General features: G+C 66.5%; 26 protein-coding genes. 20 read left to right on the plus strand and 6 right to left on the minus strand.

The annotated features are described in order from the left end of the window. The first annotated feature begins 38 nt into the window (after positions 1 to 38). Both hrpB and BLR19_RS02285 read left to right on the plus strand, forming a co-directional pair. Positions 39 to 2,465, plus strand: a complete 2,427-nt coding sequence (hrpB, locus tag BLR19_RS02280) for an ATP-dependent helicase HrpB (RefSeq protein WP_091746712.1) — start codon at positions 39 to 41, stop codon at positions 2,463 to 2,465. A 56-nt stretch (positions 2,466 to 2,521) separates the two neighbouring features. Next, positions 2,522 to 3,799, plus strand: coding sequence for an MFS transporter (locus BLR19_RS02285; RefSeq protein ID WP_091749050.1), 1,278 nt, complete (start codon positions 2,522 to 2,524; stop codon positions 3,797 to 3,799). On the opposite strand, the gene BLR19_RS02290 is transcribed toward BLR19_RS02285, so the two are convergent. From BLR19_RS02290 to BLR19_RS02300, 3 genes are read right to left on the minus strand one after another with little or no spacing between them, the layout of a single operon-like run. After that, positions 3,796 to 4,593, minus strand: coding sequence for a TrmH family RNA methyltransferase (locus BLR19_RS02290; protein WP_091746716.1), 798 nt, complete (start codon positions 4,591 to 4,593; stop codon positions 3,796 to 3,798). The two genes, BLR19_RS02285 and BLR19_RS02290, sit on opposite strands and share 4 nt — an antisense overlap. Then, positions 4,590 to 5,501 carry an RsmD family RNA methyltransferase gene (locus BLR19_RS02295; protein ID WP_091746719.1) on the minus strand — a complete coding sequence of 304 codons (912 nt, stop codon included), beginning with the start codon at positions 5,499 to 5,501 and terminating at the stop codon, positions 4,590 to 4,592. Before BLR19_RS02295 ends, BLR19_RS02290 begins: the two co-directional genes overlap by 4 nt. An 18-nt stretch (positions 5,502 to 5,519) precedes the next feature. Next, positions 5,520 to 6,836: a glycosyltransferase family 2 protein gene (locus BLR19_RS02300; RefSeq protein WP_091746722.1), complete on the minus strand. Its 1,317-nt coding sequence runs from the start codon at positions 6,834 to 6,836 to the stop codon at positions 5,520 to 5,522. Positions 6,837 to 7,040: 204 nt separating this feature from the next. Here BLR19_RS02300 and BLR19_RS02305 point away from each other — a divergent pair, with 204 nt between their 5' ends. The 4 genes from BLR19_RS02305 to BLR19_RS02320 are packed head-to-tail and all read left to right on the plus strand — an operon-like array spanning position 7,041 to position 10,205. After that, positions 7,041 to 7,670 carry a TetR/AcrR family transcriptional regulator gene (locus BLR19_RS02305; protein WP_091746725.1) on the plus strand — a complete coding sequence of 210 codons (630 nt, stop codon included), beginning with the start codon at positions 7,041 to 7,043 and terminating at the stop codon, positions 7,668 to 7,670. Continuing rightward, positions 7,667 to 8,467 carry an ABC transporter substrate-binding protein gene (locus BLR19_RS02310; protein WP_091746729.1) on the plus strand — a complete coding sequence of 267 codons (801 nt, stop codon included), beginning with the start codon at positions 7,667 to 7,669 and terminating at the stop codon, positions 8,465 to 8,467. The genes BLR19_RS02305 and BLR19_RS02310 overlap by 4 nt, the downstream gene beginning before the upstream one ends. Further along, complete coding sequence (locus BLR19_RS02315; RefSeq protein ID WP_091746734.1) at positions 8,464 to 9,453, plus strand: FecCD family ABC transporter permease; 990 nt, start codon at positions 8,464 to 8,466, stop codon at positions 9,451 to 9,453. The genes BLR19_RS02310 and BLR19_RS02315 overlap by 4 nt, the downstream gene beginning before the upstream one ends. Next, positions 9,450 to 10,205 (plus strand): ABC transporter ATP-binding protein, encoded by a 756-nt coding sequence (locus BLR19_RS02320; RefSeq protein ID WP_255366379.1) that lies wholly within the window; start codon positions 9,450 to 9,452, stop codon positions 10,203 to 10,205. The genes BLR19_RS02315 and BLR19_RS02320 overlap by 4 nt, the downstream gene beginning before the upstream one ends. Here BLR19_RS02320 and BLR19_RS02325 read toward each other — a convergent pair. Beyond that, positions 10,199 to 12,259, minus strand: coding sequence for a lytic transglycosylase domain-containing protein (locus BLR19_RS02325; RefSeq protein WP_176758257.1), 2,061 nt, complete (start codon positions 12,257 to 12,259; stop codon positions 10,199 to 10,201). The two genes, BLR19_RS02320 and BLR19_RS02325, sit on opposite strands and share 7 nt — an antisense overlap. A gap of 125 nt (positions 12,260 to 12,384) precedes the next feature. On the opposite strand from BLR19_RS02325, the gene dapA reads away from it, so the two are divergent. Both dapA and smpB read left to right on the plus strand, forming a co-directional pair. Next, positions 12,385 to 13,269, plus strand: coding sequence for a 4-hydroxy-tetrahydrodipicolinate synthase (gene dapA / locus BLR19_RS02330; protein WP_091746743.1), 885 nt, complete (start codon positions 12,385 to 12,387; stop codon positions 13,267 to 13,269). Beyond that, entirely contained in the window at positions 13,269 to 13,742 is a 474-nt protein-coding gene (smpB, locus tag BLR19_RS02335; RefSeq protein WP_055809902.1) for an SsrA-binding protein SmpB, read from the plus strand. Before dapA ends, smpB begins: the two co-directional genes overlap by 1 nt. A 3-nt stretch (positions 13,743 to 13,745) precedes the next feature. On the opposite strand, the gene BLR19_RS02340 is transcribed toward smpB, so the two are convergent. Continuing rightward, positions 13,746 to 14,384, minus strand: a complete 639-nt coding sequence (locus tag BLR19_RS02340; RefSeq protein ID WP_091746746.1) for a uracil-DNA glycosylase — start codon at positions 14,382 to 14,384, stop codon at positions 13,746 to 13,748. Further along, a complete protein-coding gene (locus BLR19_RS02345) occupies positions 14,381 to 14,917 on the minus strand; it encodes a LabA-like NYN domain-containing protein (RefSeq protein WP_091746749.1) in 537 nt (178 codons plus the stop codon). Before BLR19_RS02345 ends, BLR19_RS02340 begins: the two co-directional genes overlap by 4 nt. On the opposite strand from BLR19_RS02345, the gene folK reads away from it, so the two are divergent. The 12 genes from folK to BLR19_RS02405 all read left to right on the plus strand — a co-directional run bounded on the left by folK (position 14,916) and on the right by BLR19_RS02405 (position 25,095). After that, positions 14,916 to 15,485, plus strand: a complete 570-nt coding sequence (folK, locus tag BLR19_RS02350; protein WP_091746752.1) for a 2-amino-4-hydroxy-6-hydroxymethyldihydropteridine diphosphokinase — start codon at positions 14,916 to 14,918, stop codon at positions 15,483 to 15,485. The two genes, BLR19_RS02345 and folK, sit on opposite strands and share 2 nt — an antisense overlap. 44 nt (positions 15,486 to 15,529) lie before the next feature. Next, on the plus strand, positions 15,530 to 15,967 hold the full coding sequence (locus tag BLR19_RS02355; protein ID WP_091746755.1) for a cupin domain-containing protein: 438 nt from the start codon (positions 15,530 to 15,532) through the stop codon (positions 15,965 to 15,967). An 84-nt stretch (positions 15,968 to 16,051) separates the two neighbouring features. Next, positions 16,052 to 16,411, plus strand: coding sequence for a DNA-directed RNA polymerase subunit omega (gene rpoZ, locus BLR19_RS02360; RefSeq protein WP_017504892.1), 360 nt, complete (start codon positions 16,052 to 16,054; stop codon positions 16,409 to 16,411). Between the two features lie 134 nt (positions 16,412 to 16,545). Next, positions 16,546 to 18,705: a RelA/SpoT family protein gene (locus tag BLR19_RS02365; RefSeq protein WP_176758292.1), complete on the plus strand. Its 2,160-nt coding sequence runs from the start codon at positions 16,546 to 16,548 to the stop codon at positions 18,703 to 18,705. Then, positions 18,702 to 19,460 carry an LOG family protein gene (locus BLR19_RS02370; protein WP_091746758.1) on the plus strand — a complete coding sequence of 253 codons (759 nt, stop codon included), beginning with the start codon at positions 18,702 to 18,704 and terminating at the stop codon, positions 19,458 to 19,460. The genes BLR19_RS02365 and BLR19_RS02370 overlap by 4 nt, the downstream gene beginning before the upstream one ends. 50 nt (positions 19,461 to 19,510) lie before the next feature. Then, positions 19,511 to 20,095 carry an orotate phosphoribosyltransferase gene (gene pyrE, locus BLR19_RS02375; RefSeq protein ID WP_066551500.1) on the plus strand — a complete coding sequence of 195 codons (585 nt, stop codon included), beginning with the start codon at positions 19,511 to 19,513 and terminating at the stop codon, positions 20,093 to 20,095. A 4-nt stretch (positions 20,096 to 20,099) separates the two neighbouring features. Beyond that, positions 20,100 to 20,840: a pyridoxine 5'-phosphate synthase gene (locus BLR19_RS02380; RefSeq protein WP_066551501.1), complete on the plus strand. Its 741-nt coding sequence runs from the start codon at positions 20,100 to 20,102 to the stop codon at positions 20,838 to 20,840. After that, positions 20,837 to 21,238 carry a holo-ACP synthase gene (acpS, locus tag BLR19_RS02385; RefSeq protein ID WP_066551502.1) on the plus strand — a complete coding sequence of 134 codons (402 nt, stop codon included), beginning with the start codon at positions 20,837 to 20,839 and terminating at the stop codon, positions 21,236 to 21,238. The genes BLR19_RS02380 and acpS overlap by 4 nt, the downstream gene beginning before the upstream one ends. 55 nt (positions 21,239 to 21,293) lie before the next feature. Next, on the plus strand, positions 21,294 to 22,187 hold the full coding sequence (gene lepB, locus BLR19_RS02390) for a signal peptidase I (protein ID WP_091746762.1): 894 nt from the start codon (positions 21,294 to 21,296) through the stop codon (positions 22,185 to 22,187). Beyond that, positions 22,187 to 22,897 (plus strand): ribonuclease III, encoded by a 711-nt coding sequence (gene rnc, locus BLR19_RS02395; RefSeq protein ID WP_066551504.1) that lies wholly within the window; start codon positions 22,187 to 22,189, stop codon positions 22,895 to 22,897. The genes lepB and rnc overlap by 1 nt, the downstream gene beginning before the upstream one ends. Next, positions 22,894 to 23,841 (plus strand): GTPase Era, encoded by a 948-nt coding sequence (era, locus tag BLR19_RS02400; protein ID WP_091746766.1) that lies wholly within the window; start codon positions 22,894 to 22,896, stop codon positions 23,839 to 23,841. Before rnc ends, era begins: the two co-directional genes overlap by 4 nt. 15 nt (positions 23,842 to 23,856) lie before the next feature. Beyond that, entirely contained in the window at positions 23,857 to 25,095 is a 1,239-nt protein-coding gene (locus BLR19_RS02405; RefSeq protein WP_255366383.1) for a serine hydrolase domain-containing protein, read from the plus strand. Positions 25,096 to 25,132: the final 37 nt, after the last annotated feature.

A 25,132-nucleotide genomic window follows, 5' to 3' on the forward strand; every position in this document is an offset into this window, starting at 1 on the left:
GCTTTCGTGATCGCCCATCGGCAGGCTAGAGGCGACGTATGCTGCCCATCCACGCCGTTCTGGAACCGCTGCGAGCCGCGTTGAGCGCGGGCAATACGGCCGTGCTGGCGGCGCCGCCGGGGGCGGGCAAGACGACGGTCGTGCCGCTGGCCCTGCTGGATCAGCCCTGGCTTGAGGGCAAGGTGCTGGTGCTGGAGCCGCGACGCCTGGCCGCACGGGCGGCGGCCGACCGGTTGGCTGCGATCCTGGGCGAACAGCCGGGGGGGACGGTGGGCTATCGCACCCGGCTGCAGAGCCGGATCGGCCCGACCACGCGGATCGAGGTGATCACCGAGGGCGTCTTCACGCGCATGATTCTGGACGACCCGGGGCTGGAGGGTGTGGGCGCAGTTCTGTTCGACGAGTTCCACGAGCGCAGCCTGGACGCCGATCTCGGGCTGGCGTTGGCGAGAGATACGCAAGGGCTGCTGCGTGAGGATCTGCGGCTGCTGGTCATGTCGGCGACGCTGGATGTGGTCGGGGTCTCGCGCCTGCTCGACGGCGCGCCAGTGATCGAGGCCGAAGGTCGGGCCTGGCCGGTCGAGACCCGGTATCTGGGCCGCAACCCATCCGAACGGTTCGAAGAGGCGGTGGCGCGGGCCTGTCTGACCGCCTTGGGCGAGGAGGCTGGGTCGGTGCTGGTCTTTCTGCCAGGGCAGGGCGAAATCCATCGGGTCGCCAGGCTGGTGAACGCGCGGCTGCGGCTGCCGAACGTGGATGTCGTGCCCCTGTACGGCGGACTGGACCGGGCCGAACAGGACCGAGCCATCGAACCGGCGGCTGTGGGGCGGCGCAAGCTGGTGCTGGCGACCTCGGTTGCGGAAACCAGCCTGACCATCGAAGGCGTGCGTGTGGTGATCGACGGCGGCCTGTCGCGTGTGCCGCGCTTCGAAGCGTCGAGCGGCCTGACCCGGTTGGCGACGGTCAAGGTCAGCCGATCTTCCGCAGAACAAAGACGCGGCCGGGCTGGGCGCACCGAGCCGGGCGTATGCTACCGCTTGTGGGATGAGGAACAGACGCGCGGGCTGGTCCCGCATCAGCGGCCGGAAATCCAGGAGGCGGACCTGACCGGACTGGCCCTGGATCTGGCCCGATGGGGCGCACGTTCGGTCGAGGGGCTGGCCCTGTTGGACCCGCCGCCGGCCGGCGCCCTGGCCGAGGCGCGCAAGGTGCTGACACGGTTGGGGGCGCTGGATGCCGATGGCGGACTGTCGAAACACGGGCTGCGCCTGACGAAGATTCCGCTGTCGCCGCGGCTGGCCCATATGGTCGCCGTGGCGTCCGACGCCGGCGACGCGATGACGGGGGCACGGATCGCGGCGGTGTTGAGCGAGCCGGGTCTGGGCGGGTCGAGCGTCGATCTGGCGGATCGCCTGATCGGGCTGGAGCGTGATCGGACGCAGAGAGCACGCGATTCGATCAAGCTGGCGGAGCGCTGGGCGCGCGCGGCGGGCGGTGGATCGGGGCGGACGATCGATCCTGGACTGCTGCTGGCCGAGGCCTTTCCCGAGCGGATCGCAAAGGCGCGGGGCAAGACGGGTGAATACCTTCTCGCCAGCGGGAGAGGGGCCGTGCTGGACGCGACCGACCATCTGGCGCGTGAGCCATGGGTGGCGATCGCCGAACTCGGCGGCGGCGACACGCGCGACCGGGTGCGACTGGCGGCGGCGCTGGAGGCGGACCGGATCGAAAGTGATCTGGCGCGTCTGATCTCGACGGAGGACCGGCTGGTGCGCGAACCGTCGGGGCGGTCGGTGATCCGGCGCTCGCGGCGCATCGGGGCCATCGTGCTGGACGAAAAGGTCGTCGGCGCGCCGGATGCGAAGACCCTGACCGACGCCCTTCGGGCCGAGATCGAGGCGGATGGGCTGGGCGCGCTGAAATGGGGCGAGCAGGCGTCGGGACTGCGCGCACGTCTGGCCTTCCTGAACGCGCGCGACCCAGCCTGGCCCGATGTGTCGGACAACGCCCTGCTGGCGACGCGTGAGGACTGGCTGTGGCCTCTGCTGGAAGGGGCGAAGTCGCTGGAGGGGATAACTGACGGTAATCTGGCCGAGGCTTTGCGTGGACTGATCCCTTGGGACCTACAGCGGCGGCTGGACGAACTGGCGCCCCCGCGTCTGATCACGCCGCTGGGCTCGGCGGCCATCGACTACGCCGCCGAGGGCGGGCCGCGCGTGGATATTCGCGTGCAGGAACTGTTCGGCGTGACGACGCATCCGACTGTCGGCGGCGTGCCGTTGACCCTGGCGCTGTTATCGCCGGCGCGACGGCCGGTGCAGGTCACCAAGGACCTGCCGCGCTTCTGGTCCGGCTCATGGGCGGCCGTGCGTGCAGAGATGCGCGGCCGCTATCCCCGTCATCCGTGGCCGGAAAACCCGGCTCAGGCGCAAGCGACGAACCGGGCCAAGCCGCGCGGGACGTGATCGCCTTGACGCGGCGGGCGGGAAACGGGCATCGCTGGGATAACCGGGAGAAGAAGATGTCCGACGTCCTGCCGAAGAACTCCACCGGCCGCGTGCTGTTCGCCAGCCTTATCGGCACGACCATCGAGTTCTTCGACTTCTATATCTACGCCACGGCGGCCGTGCTGGTGTTCCCGACGCTGTTCTTCCCGGGCGAGGATCCGGGGACGGCGCTTCTGTCGTCGTTCGCGACTTTCTCCATCGCCTTCTTCGCGCGGCCCATCGGCGCCTTGGCCTTTGGGCATTTTGGGGACCGGGTGGGGCGCAAGGCGACGCTGGTCGCGGCGCTGATGACGATGGGCCTGTCGACGGTGGCCATCGGCCTGTTGCCGACGCACCAGCAGGTCGGCCTGCTGGCCCCCCTGCTGCTGGCCCTGTGCCGGTTCGGTCAGGGGCTGGGCCTGGGCGGCGAGTGGGGCGGGGCGGTGTTGCTGGCGACAGAGAACGCGCCGCCCGGAAAGAAGGCCTGGTTCGGCATGTTCCCCCAACTGGGCGCGCCCATCGGCTTCATCCTGTCCACCACATCCTTCATCGTTCTGACGTCGACGATGAGCGAGACCGCGTTCGAGGGCTGGGGCTGGCGAATTCCGTTCCTGGCCAGCGCCATCCTGGTGTTCGTCGGCCTGTGGGTGCGGCTGAAGATCACCGAAACGCCCGAGTTCCAGAAGGCGGTGGACCGTGACGAGCGCGTGAAGGCGCCCGCCGTGACCCTGTTCGCCCATCACAAGGCGGCGCTGGTTCTGGGGACGTTCAGCGGCGTGACGACCTTCACCCTGTTCTATCTGATGACCGTCTTCGCTCTGGGGTGGGCGACGACAGGGATGGGATTAGCCCGGGCCGATGTCCTGCCCATCCAGCTGATCGGCGTGCTGTTCTTCGCCGCCTTCATCCCCGTGACAGCCTTGCTGGCGGATCGATACGGGCAGGTCAGGGTGCTGATCGCCTCGTCCGTGGGGATCGGCCTGTTCGGCTTTCTGTTCGCGCCGCTGTTCGGGGGCGGCCTCAGCGGCCTGCTGATCTTCTTTGCCCTGGGGTTCGCCCTGATGGGCTGCACCTATGGCCCCATCGGCGCGGCGATGGCGCGGCCGTTCCCGACAGCGGTGCGCTACACCGGCGCGTCGATGGCCTTCAATCTGGCGGGCATCCTGGGCGCATCGCTTGCGCCTTACATTGCGCTGAAGCTGGCCGAGCGGTTCGGGCCGGGGGCCGTCGGCGGCTATCTGGCGATCTCGGCCATCGTCACCATCGCCGCCCTGTGGGGCATGGGCCGCGTGGCCCCGGAGGAAAAGCTCTAGGCTTCGTCAGTCGCGGCATAAACCATGATGCCGGTGGCGATGGCCAGGTTCAGGCTGTCGGCGCGGCCGCGCATCGGAATCTTGACGTTGACATCGCAGGCGGCGGCCAGGTCGTCAGTCAGTCCTGCCTGCTCATTGCCCATCAGGATAAGCGACGGCCGTTGCATGACGGCCGAGCGGTGACTGACCTTGGCGTCCAGTCGGGTGCCGACGACGCTGCCGGGCCAGGTCTTGCGCCAGGTCAGGAAAGCCTCGGGCGTCGTCTTGGTGATCGAGACGGCGAAGACCGAGCCCATGGTCGCGCGCACGGCCTCGACCGAGTAGGGATCGACGCAATCGCCGATCAGAATGACTCCGCCGCAACCGGCCGCGTCCGCCGTGCGGATGATGGTGCCCAGATTGCCCGGATCGCGCACCTGCTCCAGCGCGACCCAGCAGGGCGCCGAGGCGGAGTTCAGGCTGTCGAGAGCCGCATAGGCCTGTTCGAACACGCCCAAGACCGTCTGCGGATTGTCGCGGCGGCTGATCTTTTCAAGGATGGCGTGGGTGACGACGATGATATCGCCGCCGGCCTTGAGCGTGGCGGCCTTGGCGCGGTCAAGCAACGGATGAGGCCGGGCGTCCTCGCCGACCAGCAGCATCCGGGGCGCGCGCCCCTGGTCCAGCGCCTCGCCGATGAATTTCAGACCTTCGGCCAGGAAGGTGCCGGTCAGGTCGCGTTCCTTGCGCATATGCAGCGCGCGGACGCCCTTGACCGTGTCGTTGGTCAGGGAGGTGATGACGCGTTCGGTCATTGGCTCCACCGCGCGAAGAAGGACAGGCCGATGGCGCGGTCGCCGGGGCCGTCTTCGGACAGGGCCAGTTCGCCCCAGTCGATCCGGCCGCCGCGATCCTGGGTCGCCTCGACCATCAGATGCGCCAGGGACAGGCCGGAAACGCGGGCCGCATAGGCGTTCAGCAATAGGAAGTCGGCATCGTCCGCAAGCAGAGCCGCGCAGTCCTTGAGCAGACCCGGCATGTCCTCAAACAGGCGCCAGATTTCCCCCGTGGGGCCGCGCCCGTATTTGGGCGGATCCAGAATGACGCCATCGTATTTTGAGCCGCGACGAACTTCGCGCGCGACATATTTGCGGGCGTCCTCGACAATCCACCGGATCGGATGCTGGGCCAGGCCCGACTGCTCGGCGTTCTCGCGCGCGTAGGCGACCGACTTCTTGGAGGCGTCGACATGGGTGACCTCTGCGCCTGCGGCGGCCGCGGCCAGACTGGCGACGCCGGTATAGCCGAACAGGTTCAGGATCTTCGGCGCGCGGCCGGCTGAACGTGTGAAGTCACGCACCCGTCCGTCCAGCCATTCCCAGTTGGCCGCCTGTTCAGGGAAGAAGGCGAGGTGGCGGAAGGGGGTGAAGCGGCCGGTGAACTTCACATCGCGCCATTTCAACGGGAAGGCGTCGATGGGGCCGTGCTTGTCGAACCGCCAGCGACCGCTGTCTTCCTCTTCCTGCTGCGGATCGAACGTCGCTGTCGCGTTTTCGAAGGCTTTCGGATCGCGGGGCGACCAGAAACACTGCGGCTCGGGCCGGACGACGGTGTAGCGGCCGTACCGCTCCAGCTTCCTGCCGTCGCCGCTGTCAAGCAGGGCATAATCGGACCAGCCGGAGGTCACGAGCGTTTCGGGAGTTTTGGAAAGGACGGGCGCCATCGTCGGGCTGATAGGCGCTCAGGCCGCCTCGCGTCCAGCGTCCAGCGCCACGACCGTCAATTCCGGCATCTGATCGTCGCGATCGTGCGGGGTCTTGTCCCAGACGTGCGGTTCGACCGCCAGCCGCCAGGCTGCATGGACGAAGGCAAGGCTGAGCAGCGCCCAATATGCCGGCGCAACCAGCACATCACCCAGTCTATAATCGAGCCCGGCGCGTCGTGCTCCAACCGCACAGCTCATCCAGGCGGCGATGACGCCCAGCGCCAGCACCCCCAGCGAGCCACTAGGCAGGGGCGGCAGGGTGCCGGACAGGACCCAGACGGCGATGGCTAGAACGAGCCAGGCCAGCGTCGGGGCATGGGCGGCCGCCGACAGGATCGCCGCGCCCAAGGTCATGACCAGCGACAAGCTTCCGCGACGGCCTAGGGCGTTGGGACGCCGCGTATGCACGCCCCAGGTTTGCATATAACCCTTCAGCCATCGGGTGCGCTGAGGCAGCCATCGGTCCATCGCGCCCGGCGGCGTCTCCCAGGTCGGATTGTCGATGACGCCGAGCTTCCAGCCGAGCGACCACAGGCGAAAGCCCAAATCGGCGTCCTCGGTGACATTGTGCGCGTCCCAACCGCCGGCCCCGCGCAGGGCCGTCATCCGGATATGATTGCTGGTGCCGCCAAGCGGAAAGGGCAGGCCCAGCCGCGCCATGCCCGGCAAGGTCACTTCGAACAGGGCCGCATATTCAAAGGCGAACTGCCGATCCAGAAACCCGGAGCCAGCCTTGCCAGATGCTCGGATGCGCAGCGGCGCCTGAAGACAACCCAACCGGGGCTGGGCGACGAAACGCGCCGCCGCCTGGCGGAGTTGTTGCGGATGCGGTCGATCCTCTGCGTCATAGATGGTGACCAGATCACCCCGCGCGTGACCCAAGGCGTAGTTCAAAGCGCGCGGCTTGGTCTGTGGGCTGCCCGGCGGTGCGATCAGGATTTTCAGCCACGGCGGTTTGGGCGTCGCCTGGGCTGCGGCCAGGGTGGCCTCATCATGCGCCTCCAGCACGATGAAGGCCTCCAGCTTGTGCGCCGGATAGTCGATCCGGCTGAGGTTGGCGATCAACTGCGGCGCCACGGCAGCTTCATCATAAAGCGCCGCCAGAATAGTGTAGCGCGGCCATTCGATCGGACGCGGAACAGGCGCGGGGCGTCGCAGGCTGGCGATGCCGATGACGGCCTTCCACAACGCGCACACGACGAACGCGGCTTGGAACAACACCAGGGCGACGGTGAGAGCGGTTTGGGGCCAGCGGGTTAGCGCCACGGCGGATGTCAGCGTAAGCAGGATCAAGGTCGTGACCTGGAAACCGCTTGGCGTGTGTCGTGAGGCGCCGTTTCGGCGGGGCCTGATCTCTGGATGCGCCCAATCCTTCACCGCATCCGCCCCCAAAGCGTCACAACCCCTAATCGCTATTTGAAACAACCTCGTTCTGCAAGTCGGTTGGCGTCCGGGACGGATTGTCGCTATTCAGGGCGCCTCACCCGGAGCAGCGGCTTGTCTGAACTTTCGAACGCCTCGCGCACGACCCGAAAGCCCAAGGGCGAAGGCCATTCGCGTAGGGGCGAAATCCTGGCCGCGGCCGAGCGCATCTTCGTCGAGCACGGCTATGAAGGCGCGACGATTCGCAAGATCGCGGACGAGGTCGGGCTGTCGTCGACGGCGCTCTACATGCATTTCCCGGACAAGGGCGCGATCCTGCAGGAAATCTGCCGTGACGCCTTTGCGCGGCTGATCGCATCCAATGCCGCCGTCGCCGATGAGGCCGCGCCGCCCGAACAGCGGCTGCGGCGGATGATCGAGGGCTATATCGACTTCGGTTTCGCCCACCCCAACGCCTATCGCCTGATCTATCTGACACGACCCGTCGAGGCGCGAGAGGGCGCCCAGGACGCGGCGCGCGAATTGGGCGCCAGTCTGTTCACGACACTGGAAGCCACGGTCGGCGACGCCGTGACGGCCGGACGCATGAAGGGCGATCCCGCCACGATCGCCCAGGCGATCTGGGCTGCGGCGCACGGGATTGTGTCTCTTATGATCACCAAGCCCTATTTCCCGTGGTCCGATCGACAGGCGCTGGTTCGCACGACCCTGGACGCCCTGTTCGCCGGTCTGATCGAAAGATGAAGCGTATCTGCGTCGCCTTGGCGACTCTGGCGTTCAGCAGCACCGCGGCTCAGGCCAAGCCCTTGCGGATCATGGCGCTGGATCAGTGCGCGGATCAATATGTGCTGGCCTTGGCGCCGGATGCGGACATCGCATTGTCGCCGCGCGCCGACGATCCTGACGCCTGGCTGCGTCAGCAGGCGGACGGTCACAGGCGTTTGCGTCCGACGCTCGAGGCCGCCGTGGGTTTTCAGCCCGACGTCGTGGTGCGCTACTGGGGCGGCGAGCCGCGCCTGCTGACGGCGCTGGCGCAGCGCGGGGTCAAGGTGACCACGATCGATGACGCGGTGGACCTGAATGGGGTGCGCCGGAATATCCAAACCGTGGCGCGCGATCTGGGTCAAATGCAGCGCGGGCAGGCGTTAGAGCAACGGATGGACGGGCAGTTGGCCAAAGCGGCGCGGGTGAAGCGCACGGCTGAGGCGCCGGGGGCCGTGTATCTGACATCGGGGGGCTTCACCGCGGGGCCAGGCACGCTGATCGATGCGATGATGCGGGCGGCCGGATTTCGCAATCTGACGGCCACTCCCGGTTTTGGCGCACTCAGCGTCGAGCGGATCGCGATGAATCCTCCGGTGCGATTTGTGCTCGGCTTCTTCGATCAGCTGCGCGCCGACCTGCGCGGACCGGGGCGGCATCCGGTTGTCGCGCGAGCGGCCGAGGGTCGAACGGCGGCGCGCCTGCCCGCCGCGACCTTGACCTGCCCAGCCTGGTTCGCCGCCGACGCGGTGGAGATGATGGCCAAGGGGCGGCCGTGAACAGAACGGTTCGGCTATGCCTGGTCCTGACCGGATTGATCGTCGCGGCGCTGACTCTCGCGGTGCTGGCTGGCGAGACGGCGTTCAGCGTCGATCAGTATGCGGCTGCCTTCAGCGATCCGACATCCGGTCCGGCCGAGGTGTTGTGGCGGGTGCGGGCGCCGCGCGCGGTGTGCGCCCTGATGGTCGGCGCGGCCCTAGGATTGGCGGGCGCGGTGATGCAGGGGCTGTTGCGCAATCCGCTTGCCGATCCCGGCGTGCTGGGGGTGTCGGCGACGGCGGCCCTGGGCGCGGCGCTGGCCATCGTGCTTGGTGCTGCGGCCGTGCCGGGACTGGTCGAGGTGTCGGCCCTGGCGGGCGCGGCCCTGGCGGGCGGACTATTGATCGCGGCCTCCAGGGCCATGCGGGCGCCCGAGGCTTTGATTCTGTTCGGGGTGGCTCTGTCCAGTTTCGCTGGCGCGGCGACGGCTTTGATCTTCAACCTGTCGCCGTCGCCGATCGCCTCGGCCGAGGTCATGTCCTGGCTGCTGGGATCGGTGCAGAACCGAAGCTGGGCCGATGTGGCCTGGGTGACCCCGGCCGTCATCGTTGCGGGCGCCTTTGCTGCCCTGTCGGGCGTTGGTCTTCGGATGCTGACCCTGGGCGACGAGGGGGCGGCGGCGTCCGGACTGAACATGGGACGGTTGAGGGCCTTCGCCCTGACCGCGGCGGCCTTGGCCACAGGGGCGGCGGTGGCGGTGGCGGGCGTCATCGGGTTCGTGGGCCTGGCGGCGCCGCATCTGGTGCGCGCGGCGGTGCGCGGCGATGCGAAGCGAATCTTGGCGCCCTCGGCGCTGGCGGGCGGGCTGATGCTGATCGTCGCGGATCTGCTGGCGCGACTGACGCCGACGGATCAGGAACTGAAGCTGGGCGTGTTCACCGCCCTGATCGGGGCGCCCCTGTTCGCCCTGATCGCATGGCGCGCGGCGCGGGAGTGGCGGCTGTGAGCCTGTTGTCGCTGGAGAAGGTTCAAGCACGCCTAGGCAAGGCCGTCGTGCTAAATGGGGTGAGCCTGTCGGTCGCGGCGGGCGAGGTCGTGGCCCTGTGCGGGCCGAACGGCGCGGGCAAGAGCAGCGCCATCCGCGCCGCTGCGGGCCTCTTTGCCACGACCGGCGGACAAATCAGGTTGGGCGGCGCGGACATCGTCGATCTGTCCCATCGCCAGCGGGCGGAATGCGTCGCCTATCTGCCGCAGGAACGGCGCATCGCCTGGAATCTGCCGGCGGTGGAGGTGGCGGCGCTCGGCGCGCCTTTCCTGTCAGGCGCGGATGCGCTTGCGCGAGGGCGAACCGCTCTGGACGAAGTCGGCGCTGGTCATCTGGCGGACCGCGGCGTTGCAGAGATGTCAGGCGGCGAGCGCGCGCGGGTTCTGCTGGCGCGCGCCCTTGTCGTCGATGCGCCGCTGCTGCTGGCCGACGAGCCGATCGCCGGGCTGGACCCGGATGCGCAGCGTCTGGTGCTGGAGCGCCTGAGGGCGCGCGCTGACGGCGGAGCAGGGGTGTTGGTCAGCCTTCACGACCTGACCCTGGCTGCCGCCGTGGCGGATCGCGTCGTGGTTCTGGATCAGGGCTGCGTAGTCGCTGACGCCGCGCCGATGGAGGCGCTGGCGCCCGCCGTCATGCGCGAGGTCTTCGGGCTGGACGGCGAGTGGATCGAGGGGGCGAGCGGGCCGCTGCTGGCGGCCCGCCGCGCTCAGTAGGCGATGTAGGGCCGCGCGCCCGCCGCCGATCCGCGCGAAATGTCGGCAGACGGCGTCAGCGGCGCCGTGCCGCCGTTCAGGCGCGCCTTGTAGACCGCCATGTTTTCCATCACCCGCATCATATAGTTGCGCGTCTCGGTGAAGGGCGCGCACTCGATGAAGTCGATCGTCCTGATCGCATCGCCGCGCGGGTCGCCGCAACGGGCGATCCACTGGTTGGGGCGTGCCGGTCCGGCGTTGTAGCCGACCGTCGCCAGCAGCATGGAGCCGTTGTTCGCGGCCATCAGCTCGCCCAGGTGATAGCTGCCCAGGGTCATGTTGTAGTCGGGATCCCACAACTGCTCGGCGGAATAGCTCATGCCCAGACGGCGGGCGACGCCCGAGGCGGTGGACGGCAGGAACTGCATCATGCCGCGCGCGTCGGCGCCGGAGCGGGCGCGGGGATCGAAGCTGGATTCCTGGCGCGTGATCGCCTGGGTGAATTCCAGCGGTGCGGCGCCGGCGACCTGGGGCGGGACGCGGACCGGATACATCCGCTCGGGCATGACGAAGCCCCGCTGGCTGGCGGCGCGCCCAACCATCATGGCGGTGAAACCCTCGCCATACCCGCGCGACAGGTCCATCAGCAGGGCCAGGTCGTTGATGGTCGGCAGGTCATTGTCCAGCTGATAGGCGAACACGCGCAGCAAGCTCATCTCGCCGGTCTCGCCCAAAATCCGCGTGGCGCGGACGATCTCATTGCCTTCGAAGCGGGCGATGTCCGCCTGTGAAGGCACAGGTTCCCCCGGCAGCTGAAGGGTCGTCATCCCCGCCTTCTCGGCCGCCAACTGACCATAGAAGGTCTGCCAGTGCTGGGCGCCGTTGCGATAGTAGGCGAGGGCGGCGTCGCGTTCGCCGCGCGCCTCGGCGGCGCGACCCAGCCAATAAAAGGCGCGGCCCTGAGTGATCGGCGTGGACGAGGCGGTGCGCAGAGCCTCGAAATGGCGGGCGGCGACCTCGGGCTGGTTCAACTTGGTCAGGGCGACCCAGCCGGCGAAGAACTCGGCGTCCACCATCCGGTCGCCCGAGGTGAAGCCGTGACCGTTCATGGCGTCATAGGCTGCGCGCCAGTTGCCCTGTTGCAGGGCGTCGAGGAAGTAGTTGCGGCGCTCGCTCCACAGGGTGTTGTCGCCGGTCGTGTGGCCCGGCGCCGGCGGAAGATTGGCCAGCAGCGCAAAGCCTTCGGACTGGCGATTTTGCGATCGCAGCAGACGAACACGCTCCAGCACGACCGCCGGATCGGCCGCCTGGGCCGGCGTCAGATTGGCGATGACGGCGTCGGGGCTGTAGGCCGAACGAAGGGTCATCACCGTGTTGGCGATGGCAGCGCGATCGGGCGAGACCAGATTGATCATGCTGCGCGTCGCCGGCCCGTGCGGACCGAGCAGCAGCATATTCAGCCGGGCCTCGTGATCGGCGGGCGTCAACCAGGAGCCCCATTGGCCGAGGATACGCGATTGCGGCGCGTCATCGAACGACCGGGTGCGCCACCAGTCGCGGACCAGGGCGCGCGCCTCATCCTGGCGGCCGCGCTGCTGCAGCGCGGAGGCGTAGGCGATGGCCCCCTCGACCGTCGTCGGCTTGCCGTCAGACATTAGGGCCAAGGCGGCGTCCGCGCCCATGCCGGACCGGTCCAGCACCTTTTCGGCGGCGGCGCGTCGCGATTCGCCGCGCGGCCATCCCGCCAGATCGGATTGACCGCGCGCGAGGTCCGAGTAGGACAGCTGCTCGCCCGAGGTGTCGATCAGCGCCCATTCAACCAGTTTGCGAGCCGAGGCGTCCCTGATCTGCGACATGGCGGACTGGGCGCCGAACACATCGCGCGCACGGGCCGCCGCCAGCCCCTGACGAAACAGCGCCGTGTCCTGATCGCTCAGCACGCGGCCCTGATAGGTCGCCGAATAGCCGGGCACGGATGAGGACGCCGAGGCATAGGGCACAGGCTGGGTGGGCAGGACGTCCTGCGGGTTCGGCGCAAGGACGGCGAGGGCCGCCGCCAGACTGGTCGCGATCATGATCTGTCCTGTTCCCATTCAATCCCGGTTGCGGCGGAGCCGCTGGCGACCTAACGTCCCGCGCTCATTGCAAAGGCGATGAACATCCGTCCATCGTCACTCCCCACGCAGGCCAGCTTAGTCTCATGAACGCCCCCTTGTTCAAGGGCGTGATCACCGCCCTGATCACACCACTTCGTGACGGAAACGTGGACGAAGCCGCATTCGCCAAACTGCTCGAGCGTCAGATCGCCGCAGGGGTTCACGGCGTCGTCCCGATGGGCACGACGGGCGAGGGCGCCAGCATGGATCTGGATGAGCACAAACACGTCATCGAGCTGTGCGTGCGTCTGACGGCTGGGCGCGTCGCCGTCATTGCCGGCACCGGATCGCCCTACACCAAGGAAGCCATCGACCTGACCCGCCACGCCAAGACGGTGGGCGCGGACGGGGCTTTGATCGTGACGCCCTATTACATTCGTCCGTCCCAGGCGGGCATGGCGGCCCATTTCGAAGCGGTCGCTGACGCCGTGCAGCTGCCCATCCTGCTGTACAATGTGCCGGGCCGGACGGGGTCCGATCTGTCCAATGAGACAGTGGCGCGGCTGGCGGCCCATCCCAACATCGTCGGCATCAAGGACGCCACGGGCGACATGAGCCGCGTCAGCTGGATGCGAGCGAACATCGATGGCCAGTTCGACCTCATCTCGGGCGACGACCCCAGCTATCTCGGCTACCACGCCCATGGCGGCGTCGGCCTGATCTCGGTGGCGTCCAATGTCGCGCCGGAGGCCATGGTCGCCTTGCATAATGCGATGACCGCCGGAGATTATGCGACAGCACGCGACTGGCAGGACCGACTGATTAGTTTGTGCAAGGCGCTGTTCCTGGACAACTCGCCCGCGCCGACAAAATACGCCCTGGCCAAGCTCGGCTTGTGCAATGAGGAGTCGCGTCTGCCGCTTTCGCCGACTTCCGATGCGGTCAAACCTTTCATCGACCGCGCCATGGCGGCGGCGGGCGTCATCTGATGGCGCCCAAGCCGCAATCGAAGTCCAAGGTCATCGCCGAAAACCGCCGCGCGCGGTTCGACTATTTCCTGGAAGACAATATCGAGGCCGGGATCCAGCTTCTGGGCACCGAGATCAAGGCGCTGCGCGACGGCCGGGCCAATATCGCCGAAAGCTATGCGGCGGTGGAGGGGCGCGAGATCGTGCTGATCAACGCTGATATCCCGCCGTACAAACAGGCAAACCGCTTCAACCACGAGCCACGCCGACCGCGTAAGCTGCTGCTGCACAGAAAGCAGATCGACAAGCTGATGGGGGCGGTCCAGCGCGACGGCCAGACCATCATTCCGCTGAAGCTCTATCTGAACGATGCGGGCAAGGCGAAGCTGGAGATCGCGCTGGCCAAGGGCAAGAAGCTGCACGACAAGCGCGAGGCTTCGGCCGAACGCGACTGGCAGCGCGACAAGGCCCGCCTGATGCGTGACAAGGGCTGAGGCTCAGGCCTCAATCAGGGTTCGGGCGCGCGCGAAGATGTCCTCGAACATCTGCGGCGTCAGGCGACCGGTGTTCGTGTTCAACCGGGAGCAGTGATAGCTGTTCAGAATGACGTATCCGCCGGCTTCGCCCTGCGCCCCGTGACCCGCCGGCATCGCTGACGCAGGCCGCCCGAAGGCTTTCAGGATATTGCGGCGCGAGACGTCGCCCAGGGTCACGATCACCTTCAGATTCGGCAGCAGTTTGAGCCGGTCGATCAGGAAGGGGCGGCAGGTCGTTTCCTCGATCGGCAGAGGCTTGTTCCCGGGCGGTGCGCACCGGACCGCATTGGTGATCATGCAGTCCGTCAGCGTTAGGTCATCGTCGCCGTTAGAATCGTAACGGCCCTGTGCAAAGCCGGCCTTCATCAGCGTATCGTACAGCAGCCAGCCGGCGTGATCGCCGGTGAAGGGACGTCCCGTCCGGTTGGCGCCGGTACGGCCGGGCGCGAGGCCGGCGATCAGCAGACGCGCGTTCGGATCGCCGAACGAGGCGGCCGGCCCGTTCCACCAGTCTGGATTCTGACGCGCATTCTCCTGACGATAGGCGACCAGGCGCGGGCACAGGGGGCAGTCGCGGGGTGGTTCGGGCGTCAAGGTCATTGGGCGGCCTTCGGGCGGCCGAAGTCGGCCATCAGATCGTTCAAGTCCAGGAAGGCGTCGGCCTGACGACGTAGCTCGTCAGCGATATGCGGCGGCTGGGTCTTCTGGGTCGAAATGACCGTGACCCTCACGCCCCTGGCCTGCATCGCCTGAACCACCCGCCGGAAATCGCCATCGCCGGAGAACAGCACCGCATGATCGATGTGCGGAGCCAGCTCCAGCATGTCCACCGCGATCTCGATGTCCATGTTGCCCTTGATCCGGCTGTGGCCGCTATTGTCCGTGAACCGCTTAACCGGCTTGGTGACGACCGAGAAGCCGTTGTAGTCGAGCCAGTCGACGAGCGGCTTAACCGGCGAGAATTCTTCGCCCTCGACCACGGCCGTATAGTAGTATGCGCGGGTCAGGATGGACCTCTCGCGGAACCAGTCCAGCATCCGCCGGAAGTCCATGTCGTGCTGCAGGGCGCGGGCGGCGGAGTAGAGGTTCGAGCCGTCGATGAAGATCGCCAGCCGGTCGGTGGGATGAAACATGGTCGAAGCCGTAGAAAGAGATGAAAAATCGGATCGCACGGTCGCCCTCGGAATCGATGACGGGTTCGACCTGAATGACGCAGTCATCGTGGCCCTGGGCTGCAATGACAAGGGGGCATGGTCGTCCTGCACCAAAGCGCTGGAGGCGGCGCTCGCGCGTTTTCGCAGCGAGGGGATTGATGTCGTCGCACGCTCATCGTGGTGGTCGTCCCAGGCCTGGCCCGATCCGCACGATCCCGCCTTTCTGAATGGCGTGGTCATCGTCCACACAGAACACGATCCCCATGCCCTGATGGCGGCGCTCGGCCGGATCGAGGACGCGTTCGGCCGCGAGCGGTCGGTTCGCAATGCGCCGCGGACGCTGGATCTGGACCTGATCGCCTACGGACGATTGAGCGGTGACCTGCAGGGGTTGATCCTGCCCCATCCCCGCGCGGCCGAGCGCCGGTTCGTCATGGGCCCTATCGCCGAGATCGCGCCGAGCTGGGTGCACCCTACCAAGCGCGCGAGCGCCGAAAATCTAGGCCAAGCCGCGTCGGTCGGTCGCGATGCGCACCCATTGAAGTAGGCAACTGTTTGTGAGCTGATCCGGCTGACACCGGGAGACATGTCATGTTCAGCCTCGCCTTCGCCGCCGTGCTTTTGTCAACGTCAGTTCAGGAATTGCATCCTGCACCAGCTTCACCGCCGATGGGCGTGGGTCTGGTGATTCATGAGGCGGACACGATGGTGCGCCAGCCGCCACCGCACAACGGCACGGGGATGAGCACGGCCTATCGAATTTCGGGCATGGCACCGAACCGATCGATGGAGTTCAGAAAGCGCATCATGCATCCAGGATCGTCTATCGGGCTGCACGTCATCGCGCACGACGAGGTCTATCATGTCGTCAGCGGGGAAGGAGATGTCACCACGGACGGCGTGACGACCCGGATGAAGGCCGGCGACACAGCCTATCTTTACGATGGCGGCAATGTAGGCATTCAGCAGATGGGCGAGGACGATCTGGTGCTGATCATCGCCTACCCGTTGGCGCGTCGGACCGACTGACGCCCAACTTCCGCCCCTGTGGCGTTGCAAAAAGCCGTCCTCATCTGTATTTGACGCGGTTCTCCCCCGCGTTCGAGGAATTTCATGGCCCGCGTCACCGTCGAAGACTGCATCGAGAAGGTTCCGAACCGCTTTGGTCTGGTACTGATGGCTGGCCACCGCGCCCGCAGCATCGCCAACGGCGCCGCCCTGACGATCGACCGCGACAACGACAAGAACCCTGTCGTCGCCCTGCGCGAGATCGCCGACGACACTGTCGTGCCGGACGAACTGCGCGAGACCATCATCACCACGCTGCAACGCGTCGATGAGCGCACGGAAGCCGAGGACGAGGCGGAAACGGTCGCCCTGCTGGCCTCGCCGCAGCACATGAACATGGCCGAGGCGGAGCTGATCCGCGCCCTCCAAAGCGACCGCGACGGCGGTCAGGAGGAGCGGTACTGACGCCCGAGGGAGCCCCTGGCGTCACTATCCTGCCGGCGCGGACCGAGACGGTTCCGCCGGCGCCCCAAGCTGCAAACAAAAACGACCCTCAGACGGCGCTCGTCGATCCGGCGCCGCAGCCCAAGCGCGCGCCGATCCTGCGTCAGTTTGAGCTTATCGACGCCGTAAAGGCCTATGACCCGACCGCCGACGAAGCGCTTCTGAACCGCGCCTACGTCTATGCGATGAAAATGCACGGCTCGCAGTTGCGAGCCTCAGGCGATCCCTATTTCGCCCACCCGATCCAAGTCGCGGGGATCCTTACCGACTATAAGCTCGACACCGCCACCATCGTCACCGCCCTGTTGCATGACGTGGTCGAGGACACATCGGCGACGCGCGACGACATTGCCGGCATGTTCGGCGAAGAGGTCGCTGTCTTGGTCGAGGGCGTGACCAAGCTGTCGCGGCTGGAGCTTCAGGCGGAACACACGCGCCAGGCCGAGAACCTGCGCAAGTTCATCCTGGCCATCAGTCGTGACGTGCGGGTGCTGCTCGTCAAGCTGGCCGACCGTCTGCACAATATGCGCACGCTCCAGTTCGTGAAGCCGGAGAAGCGCGAGCGGATCAGCCGCGAAACGTTGGAAGTGTATGCGCCCCTGGGCCGGTCGATCGGCATCCACTCGATCGCGTCCGAGCTGGAAGAGCTAGCCTTCACCCATCTGAACCCAACGGCCAAGACGGCTATCGAGCGGCGGCTGGAGGCGTTGAAGCTGGAGCATGGTCGCGCCATCGACGGCGTGGCGAGCGAGGTCGAGCGCGTTCTGTCCGAGGCGGGCCTGAAGGCCAATGTCTATGGCCGACAGAAGACGCCCTATTCGATCTGGCGCAAGCTTCAGCGCAAGTCGGTCGGCTTTTCGTCCCTGTCCGACATCTACGGCTTCCGCGTGATCGTCGAGGCGGAGGACGACTGCTACCGCGCCTTGGGCGTGATCCACCGTGAATGGCCGATGGTGCCCGAGCGGTTCAAGGACTTCATCTCGACGCCCAAGTCGAACAACTATCGCTCGCTGCACACGACCGTCGTCGGGCCCCGAGGCCTGCGGATCGAGATGCAAATCCGCACCGAGGACATGGACCGGATCGCCGAGGACGGTGTCGCCGCCCACTGGCGTTACAAGAACCATTCCTACGGCTTCGACCGCGAGGCGATGGAACAGGGCGGTGGGCGTGACCCACTTCAGAACCTGCGTCACCTGGTTCAGGTGATCGAGCACGGCGAGGGCGGCGAGGACTGGGTCGAGCACGCCAAGCTGGAAATGTATCTGGACCAGGTCTTCGTCTTCACGCCGAAGGGGCAACTGGTGACCCTGCCACGTGGAGGAATGCCTCTGGACTTCGCCTATGCCGTCCACACCGAGGTCGGCGACACCGCCGTCGGGGTCAAGGTCAATGGCGAGTTGAAGCCCATGCGCACGCCGCTCCAGAACGGCGACGTGGTCGAGATCATTCGCGGCTCCAAGCGCGAAGTGCCTGCCGACTGGCGCAGTCTAACGGTCACGGGCCGCGCCCGCTCGGCCATTCGCCGCCATATCCGCACCTCCGAGCGCGAAGAGTTCATCAAGCTGGGCCGCGTCGCGCTGGATCAGACCCTGGGCCGCGTCGACAAGACCCTGACCGACGTGTCGCTGAAGCCGGTTCTGGAACTGCTGGCGGTCGCGAGCGACGACGATCTGTTCGAAGGCCTGGGACGCGGGCGGTTGTCGCCGACGACGGCGGCCGAAATCCTGTTCCCCGCGCTGAAGGGACGGCTGAAGGCCGGGCCCGAGAAGCAGCGCATTGAGGGCGAGAAGGCGCGGCTGTTCGTGCGCGGCGGGGGGCTGACGCCTGGCGTCTCGGTTCATTTCGGCCAATGCTGCACGCCCGTGCCGGGCGACCGGATCGTCGGCATTCTGGAGCCGGAATCCGGCCTGACCGTCCACACCATCGATTGCCAGACCCTGGCCGCCTTCGCCGATGACGATTCGGTCTGGCATGACCTGCAATGGACGCCTCAGGCCGAAACGGACGCGGTCGCCGCCGCCCGGATTCGCGCGACGATCCGAAATGCGCCGGGCGTGCTGGGGCAGGTCACAACCCTGATCGGCGAGGCCGGCGGCAACATCATCAACCTGTCGATGGCGCACCGTCAGCAGGACTTCTTCGACGTGGACGTAGATGTCGAGGTCGAAGACGCCAAGCATGCGACAATGATCATGGCGGCGCTGAGGGCCAATCCGTCGGTCGACTCCGTCGAGCGCGCGCGGGGCGAATGAGCGACCCGATAAAACCGAACGCGGCGCAGATGGCCTCGCCGTCCTATCGCATAGCGGCGATGGATCAGGACTTCCTGCTGGGCGATTCGATGCGCGGCGTGCGGTTCCTGATGGAATACGCCAAGCCTGAGGAGGCGTTGAGGGCCTGGGGCGTGCGCTCGACCCTCGTCGTCTTCGGCAGCGCGCGCGTCCGTGAAGGGCACCGTTGGTATGACGAGGCGCGCGCCTTTGGTCGACTGGCGTCCGAGCGGGGCGGAGCCTTGCGAGGTCGCGTCGGCGAACCCCGCGACAATGTCATCGCCACCGGCGGCGGCCCCGGCATCATGGAAGCGGCCAACCGCGGGGCCATGGACGCGGGCGCGCCGTCCATCGGTTTCAACATCACCCTGCCGCATGAGCAGGAGCCGAACGCCTATTCGACGCCGGAGCTGACGTTCCGCTTCCACTATTTCGCGATGCGCAAGATGCATCTGGCGATGCGCGCCAATGCGCTGGTGGTGTTTCCCGGCGGCTTCGGCACCTTCGACGAGATGTTCGAGATGTTGACGTTGCGCCAGACGAAGAAGGCGCCGCCGGTTCCGGTCGTTCTGGTGGACAAGGCCTACTGGACCTCGGTCATCGGTTTCGACGCCTTGGTCGAGCATGGAATGATAGCCGCGTCCGACCTGGACCTGATCGGTTTCGGCGAGGACGCGGAGGGCGTCTGGGCTGAACTGCTCGCGCGCGGGCTGCGGCCGAACGAAAACATCGAATGAAGCGTCGCCGCAGGGTTCATCCGCGCGCGATCCGGGTCTAGAACCCTGTCATGAACACTGAAGACGTCCTCAACGAGTTTCGCGACGCCGGCGCCCTGCGCGAAGGCCATTTCGTCCTGTCGTCGGGTCTGCACAGCCCGGTCTTCCTGCAGAAGAACTTGGTCTTCATGGATGGCGCGCGATGCGAGCGGCTGTGCAAGGCGCTGGCGGACAAGATCACGGCCACGGTCGGCCCGGTCGATGTCGCCATTTCACCGGCCGTAGGCGGCATCATCCCCGGGTACGAGACGGCCAAACACCTGAAGGTCCGTTCGATGTATGTCGAGCGCGAAGGCGGGGCGTTCAAACTGCGTCGCGGCTTCTCGGTCGAGCCGGGTGAAAAGGTGGTCATGGTTGAGGACATCGTCACGACCGGGCTGTCGTCGCGCGAATGCATCGCCGCCATCCAAGCCGCCGGGGGCGAGGTGATCGCCGCCGCCTGTATCGTCGATCGCTCGGGCGGCAAGGCGGATGTGGGAGTACCGCTGATCGCCCTGGCGTCGCTGGACGTGCCTGCCTACCCAGCCGACGCTCTTCCGCCTGAACTGGCCACGCTTCCGGTGGAAGATCCCGGCAGCCGCAGATTGTTGAAGTAGAGCCATGCGAGAACGGGTCAGGCTGGGCGTCAACATCGACCACGTCGCCACGGTGCGAAACGCACGCGGCGGCACACACCCCGATCCTGCGCGGGCGGCCGAGGCGGCGCTGGCGGCCGGGGCCGACGGAATCACCGCTCACCTGCGCGAAGACCGCCGCCACATTACCGACGCCGATATCGACGTGCTCAGCGCCCTGTGCGCCCGCGCCGGCAAGCCGCTGAACCTGGAAATGGCGGTGACGGACGAGATGCTGGCCATCGCTCTGCGCCACCGGCCGCACGCCGCCTGTCTTGTGCCGGAGCGGCGCGAAGAGGTCACGACCGAAGGCGGTCTGGCGGTCGCCGGTCACGAAGGACGGATCGCGCCTGTGGTCAAGGCGCTGGCAGACGCCGGCATCCGGGTCTCGCTATTCATCGAACCGTCGGAAGCGCAGGTCGAGGCCGCCGCCGCCGTCGGCGCCCAGGTGGTCGAGTTCCACACCGGCCGCTACTGCTACTTGACCGATCCGGCAGAACGGGAGGTTGAGTTCGAACGTCTCGCCGCCGCCGCTGCCCAGGCCGACATCCTGGGGCTGGAGGTCCATGCAGGCCACGGGCTGGATTACGACACGGCCCCGCGCATGCTGGCGATTCCGGAAATCCGCGAGCTGAATATCGGCCATTTCCTGATCGGCGACTCGATCTTCATAGGCCTGGACGGGGCGATCCGCCGGATGCGGGCCGCGATGGATGCGGCCAAATGATCATTGGCGTCGGCGCGGATCTGTCGGACATCCGTCGTATCCAGGCGTCTCTTGATCGGTTTGGGGATCGCTTCAAGGCCCGCTGCTTCACCGAGTTGGAACGCACCCGCTCGGATCGGAAGCCGGACCCGGCCTGGAGCTACGCCAAACGGTTCGCCGCCAAGGAGGCCTGCGCCAAGGCCCTCGGCACCGGCATGCGCGCAGATGTCTATTGGCGCGACATGGGGGTGGTGAACCTGCGATCGGGTCAGCCGACGATGGCGCTAACCGGCCATGCGGCCGAGCATCTGGCGCGTCTGACTCCAGCCGGACACGAGGCGAGAATTCACCTGACGCTGAGCGACGAACATCCCTATGCGCTCGCCTTCGTGGTGATCGAAGCCTTGCCGCAGTCGTAATCAGGTTATAGGCGTGCGCGATGACCGCGCGGACGCGGCGAGGATGCCTGATCGCATGAGCGAAGACCAAAAGCCCGACGACGCCAATCGCGACGCCACCCCCGAAGAACGATTTGCGGCCTCGGAGGCGGACGCTCCGGTCAAGTCGGTGCAGGAGCCGACGACGGCGACCCAGAAGGTCTATGCCAAGACGCCCAAGGGCGGTGACAAGGCGACCTCGGCGGCCAGCGAAACCGGCGAAATCTTCAAGACCATCGTCTTCGCCCTGCTGATCGCGATGGTGCTGCGCATCTTCCTGTTCCAGCCCTTCACCATCCCGTCGGCCTCGATGGAGCCGAACCTCTACGAAGGCGACTATATCGTCGTCTCCAAGTGGTCGTATGGCTTCTCCAAGCACTCGATCCCGTTCAGCCCGCCGCTGTTCGATGGACGGATCATGGGTTCGGCGCCCAAGCGTGGCGACATCGTTGTGTTCAAACTGCCGCGCGATAACAAGACCGACTTCATAAAGCGCGTGATCGGCCTGCCGGGCGACCGCATCCAGATGATCGCCAACAAGCTCTATATCAACGACAAACCGGTGCAGGACGTCGTGGTCAGCGAGCAGGAGATCAACGACATCTTCGGGCCGCGTCCTGTGACCGAGGTCCGCGAGACCCTGCCGGAAGGCAAGAGCTTCATGACCCAGGACTTCGGTCCCGGAAACGACTTGGACGACACCCCCGTCTATGAGGTCCCGGCCGGACACTACTTCATGATGGGCGACAACCGCGACAACTCGATCGACAGCCGTGTCGAACAGTCCAGCGGCGTGGGCATGGTCCCGGCCGAGAATCTGGTCGGCAAGGCGCAGATCATCCTGTTCTCGTGGAAGCCCGGTTCGTCGCTGTGGAACCCGGTCAGCTGGTTCAACGTGCGGCTCGACCGGTTCTTCAACGTCCTTCACTGATGGCCAATCTGAGAGCCGAAGCGGTCGCGGCGCTGGAAATGCGCCTGGGACACAGGTTCAAGGACAAGGCCCTGCTGGAGCGCGCCCTGACCCATGCCAGCGTGGGTGAGGGAGCGCCGGTCGGCATCCACGGTCCACGCGACAACGAGCGGCTGGAGTTTCTGGGCGACAGGGTGCTGGGTCTGCTGGTCGCCGAGCGCCTGTCGGCTCAGTTTCCGACGGCGGATGAAGGCCAACTCTCGTCCAGCTTGCACGCCTTGGTCGACAAGGGCGCCTGCGCCCGCGTGGGCGAAGCCCTGGGCGTTGGGCCCGCGCTGCGGCTATCGCCCGGCGAGACCAAGACCGGTGGGCGCCGCAAGGCCGGCGTAATCGCCGATGCGGTCGAGGCCATATTGGCGGCGGTCTATCTGGACGGCGGGCTGGATGCCGCCAAGGCCGTGTTCGAACGGGCCTGGTCCGACGAACTGTCGGCGCCGCCATCCCGCACCGTGACCAATCCGAAATCGGCGCTTCAGGAATGGGCGCAAGGGTTGGGCAGGCCGCTGCCGACCTATCGCGTCGCCGATCGGACGGGTTCGGATCATGCGCCCACATTCACCGTCGAAGTGTCCGTGCAGGACGTGCAGCCCTTGACCGCGCAAGGGCGTTCGCGTCAGGAGGCGGAAAAGGCGGCCGCAACGGCTCTCCTCAAACGTGAAGGCGTCATTTGACCGATATCGAAAACCAGCGCGCAGGCTTTGCCGCCATCATCGGCGCACCCAACGCCGGCAAGTCCACGCTGGTGAACCGGCTGACCGGGTCCAAGGTGTCGATCGTTACGCAAAAGGTGCAGACGACGCGCTTTCCAGTGCGCGGCATCGCCATGGAAGGTGACGCCCAGATCGTGCTGGTGGACACGCCCGGCATCTTCACACCACGTCGTCGCCTGGACCGGGCCATGGTCGCCTCAGCCTGGGGCGGCGCGGAAGATGCGGACATCGTCGTTCACCTGATCGACGCCCAGTCCCACATCAACGCCGAAGGCCGCGAGGGCACGGCGGCCGATCGTCGCTCGGCCGAGGACACCGAGACCATCATCGCCAACCTTCAGTCCACCGGAACCAAGGTTGTTCTGGCCCTGAACAAGATCGACGGCATGCGCCGCGACACTCTGCTGGCGCTGTCGCAGAAGCTGTTCGAAAGCGGTGTCTATTCCGAGGTCTATATGATCTCGGCGGCCAACGGCGACGGCGTCGAGGACCTGAAGCAGCGTCTGGCCCTGTCCATGCCCAAGGGGCCGTGGCTGTATCCCGAGGATCAGGCCGCCGACGTGCCGGTGCGGGTTCTTGCGGCGGAGATCACGCGCGAGAAGGTCTATCTGCGCGTCCATGAGGAGCTGCCCTATTCGGCAGCGGTGGAGACGACCAGTTTTGAGGATCGCGCCGACGGCTCGGCCCGGATCGAACAGACCATCTATGTCGAGCGCGAGAGCCAGCGGCCCATCGTTCTCGGGAAGGGCGGCCAGACCCTGAAATGGATCGGCCAGAAGGCGCGCGAGGAGCTGAACGAAATCCTCGGCCGTCAGGTGCACCTGTTCCTGACCGTCAAGGTCGATCCGAAATGGCAGGACAGCCGCGCCCTCTATGCCCAGTTCGGTCTGGATTTCGACGTCTGAGTTCCTGTGTTTGATGTGCCGCGTACCGCCGGGGGGCATCCCCGGCTCGTTCTGGGCGTCCTCGGGGCGCTGATCCTTGGCGGCGCGGTCTGGGGCGGCATCGCCACGGCCGTGGCGCCCAAGACCGATGTGGAACTGGCGACCGAGCGCGCCGATGCGCCGCCGCGACCACCCGTGGTCGTAGTTCAGGACTTACCGCAGCTCGCGGCGCGCCTGGATCGCGAAGCTGCTTCAGGACGCTTCATGGGCGCGGTTCTGGTGGCCAAGGGCGACCGGGTGTTGTTCCGCCAGGTCTATGGCAAGGCGAACTATGAGCAGAATCAGCCGCTGGCGCTGGGCTCGCGCTTCCGCCTGGCCTCGATTTCCAAACAGTTCACGGCGACGGCGATCCTGAAGCTTCAGGACGAGGGCAAGCTGAACGTCTCCGATCCGGTCTGCAAATGGATCCAGCCCTGTCCGCAGGCTTGGGCGCCGATCCGCATCAGCCATCTTCTGTCGCATACTTCGGGCATTCCCGACCTGATGGCGCGGCCCGGTTGGGGCATGCGCCGCACGACGCCGGCGACGCTGGACGACCTGACCGAGGATTCGAAACGGTTCGGTCTTCAGTTTGAGCCGGGAGCCAAGGTTCAGTACGACAACGCCGGTTTCAATCTGGCCGCCGCCATCGTCGAAAAGGCCAGCGGCAAGCCCTTCCAGACCTATATGCGCGAGACCTTCTTCAAGCCTCTCGGCATGAAGGATAGCGGGCTTGATCTCGATGGCGGCGATCACCGCGTCATCATGGGCTACGCCAACTTCCCCGGCGGTCTGGCGGCCCAGCCGAACGCCAACACCTCTATCGTGGCGGGCGCCGGCGCGGTCTATTCGACGCTGGACGATCTGCTGGTCTGGCAAAGGGCGCTGCACCGCGGCGGCCTGCTGACCCCCGCTAGCTATCAGCAGATGCTGGCTGACCACGCGCCGGCCGACACGAAGCCGAACGAACGCAGCCATCCGCGTCGGGATTGGGGTTTCGGCATCTTCGCCAACCGTCTTGGCGATCAAGTGCGGCCCAGCTTCCAGGACCGCCAGATCTACCACACCGGCAGCTGGGGCGGATTCCGCAACCTGATGCTCTATCAGCCGGACGCCGACGTGACGGTGATTGTCCTGTCCAACAACTATCACCTGCGTGACCAGGTCTTCTTGATCAGTCAGCAGGCGATGGCCGAGGCCTTGGGTCACGAGTTTCCGACGACACTGGCGCGCTGAGACGTCCGACTGTTTCCTGGCGAGGAGAACAGGAGTA

The sequence above is a fragment of the Brevundimonas sp. 374 genome (genome assembly GCF_900102995.1).
In the GTDB taxonomy this organism is placed as follows: Bacteria; Pseudomonadota; Alphaproteobacteria; order Caulobacterales; family Caulobacteraceae; genus Brevundimonas; species Brevundimonas vesicularis_C.

What these genes read in the sequence shown, in the direction of transcription:
- smpB (WP_055809902.1), top strand. Translation starts at nt 13,269, where the DNA reads ATGGCGCCCAAGCCGCAATCGAAGTCCAAGGTCATCGCCGAAAACCGC.
- BLR19_RS02295 (WP_091746719.1), bottom strand. Translation starts at nt 5,501, where the DNA reads ATGGCGCCCGTCCTTTCCAAAACTCCCGAAACGCTCGTGACCTCCGGC.
- BLR19_RS02355 (WP_091746755.1), top strand. Translation starts at nt 15,530, where the DNA reads ATGTTCAGCCTCGCCTTCGCCGCCGTGCTTTTGTCAACGTCAGTTCAG.
- BLR19_RS02290 (WP_091746716.1), bottom strand. Translation starts at nt 4,593, where the DNA reads ATGACCGAACGCGTCATCACCTCCCTGACCAACGACACGGTCAAGGGC.
- BLR19_RS02345 (WP_091746749.1), bottom strand. Translation starts at nt 14,917, where the DNA reads ATGTTTCATCCCACCGACCGGCTGGCGATCTTCATCGACGGCTCGAAC.
- lepB (WP_091746762.1), top strand. Translation starts at nt 21,294, where the DNA reads ATGAGCGAAGACCAAAAGCCCGACGACGCCAATCGCGACGCCACCCCC.
- BLR19_RS02285 (WP_091749050.1), top strand. Translation starts at nt 2,522, where the DNA reads ATGTCCGACGTCCTGCCGAAGAACTCCACCGGCCGCGTGCTGTTCGCC.
- hrpB (WP_091746712.1), top strand. Translation starts at nt 39, where the DNA reads ATGCTGCCCATCCACGCCGTTCTGGAACCGCTGCGAGCCGCGTTGAGC.
- rnc (WP_066551504.1), top strand. Translation starts at nt 22,187, where the DNA reads ATGGCCAATCTGAGAGCCGAAGCGGTCGCGGCGCTGGAAATGCGCCTG.
- rpoZ (WP_017504892.1), top strand. Translation starts at nt 16,052, where the DNA reads ATGGCCCGCGTCACCGTCGAAGACTGCATCGAGAAGGTTCCGAACCGC.
- BLR19_RS02310 (WP_091746729.1), top strand. Translation starts at nt 7,667, where the DNA reads ATGAAGCGTATCTGCGTCGCCTTGGCGACTCTGGCGTTCAGCAGCACC.
- pyrE (WP_066551500.1), top strand. Translation starts at nt 19,511, where the DNA reads ATGAACACTGAAGACGTCCTCAACGAGTTTCGCGACGCCGGCGCCCTG.
- BLR19_RS02370 (WP_091746758.1), top strand. Translation starts at nt 18,702, where the DNA reads ATGAGCGACCCGATAAAACCGAACGCGGCGCAGATGGCCTCGCCGTCC.
- folK (WP_091746752.1), top strand. Translation starts at nt 14,916, where the DNA reads ATGGTCGAAGCCGTAGAAAGAGATGAAAAATCGGATCGCACGGTCGCC.
- BLR19_RS02380 (WP_066551501.1), top strand. Translation starts at nt 20,100, where the DNA reads ATGCGAGAACGGGTCAGGCTGGGCGTCAACATCGACCACGTCGCCACG.
- BLR19_RS02325 (WP_176758257.1), bottom strand. Translation starts at nt 12,259, where the DNA reads ATGATCGCGACCAGTCTGGCGGCGGCCCTCGCCGTCCTTGCGCCGAAC.
- dapA (WP_091746743.1), top strand. Translation starts at nt 12,385, where the DNA reads ATGAACGCCCCCTTGTTCAAGGGCGTGATCACCGCCCTGATCACACCA.
- BLR19_RS02340 (WP_091746746.1), bottom strand. Translation starts at nt 14,384, where the DNA reads ATGACCTTGACGCCCGAACCACCCCGCGACTGCCCCCTGTGCCCGCGC.
- acpS (WP_066551502.1), top strand. Translation starts at nt 20,837, where the DNA reads ATGATCATTGGCGTCGGCGCGGATCTGTCGGACATCCGTCGTATCCAG.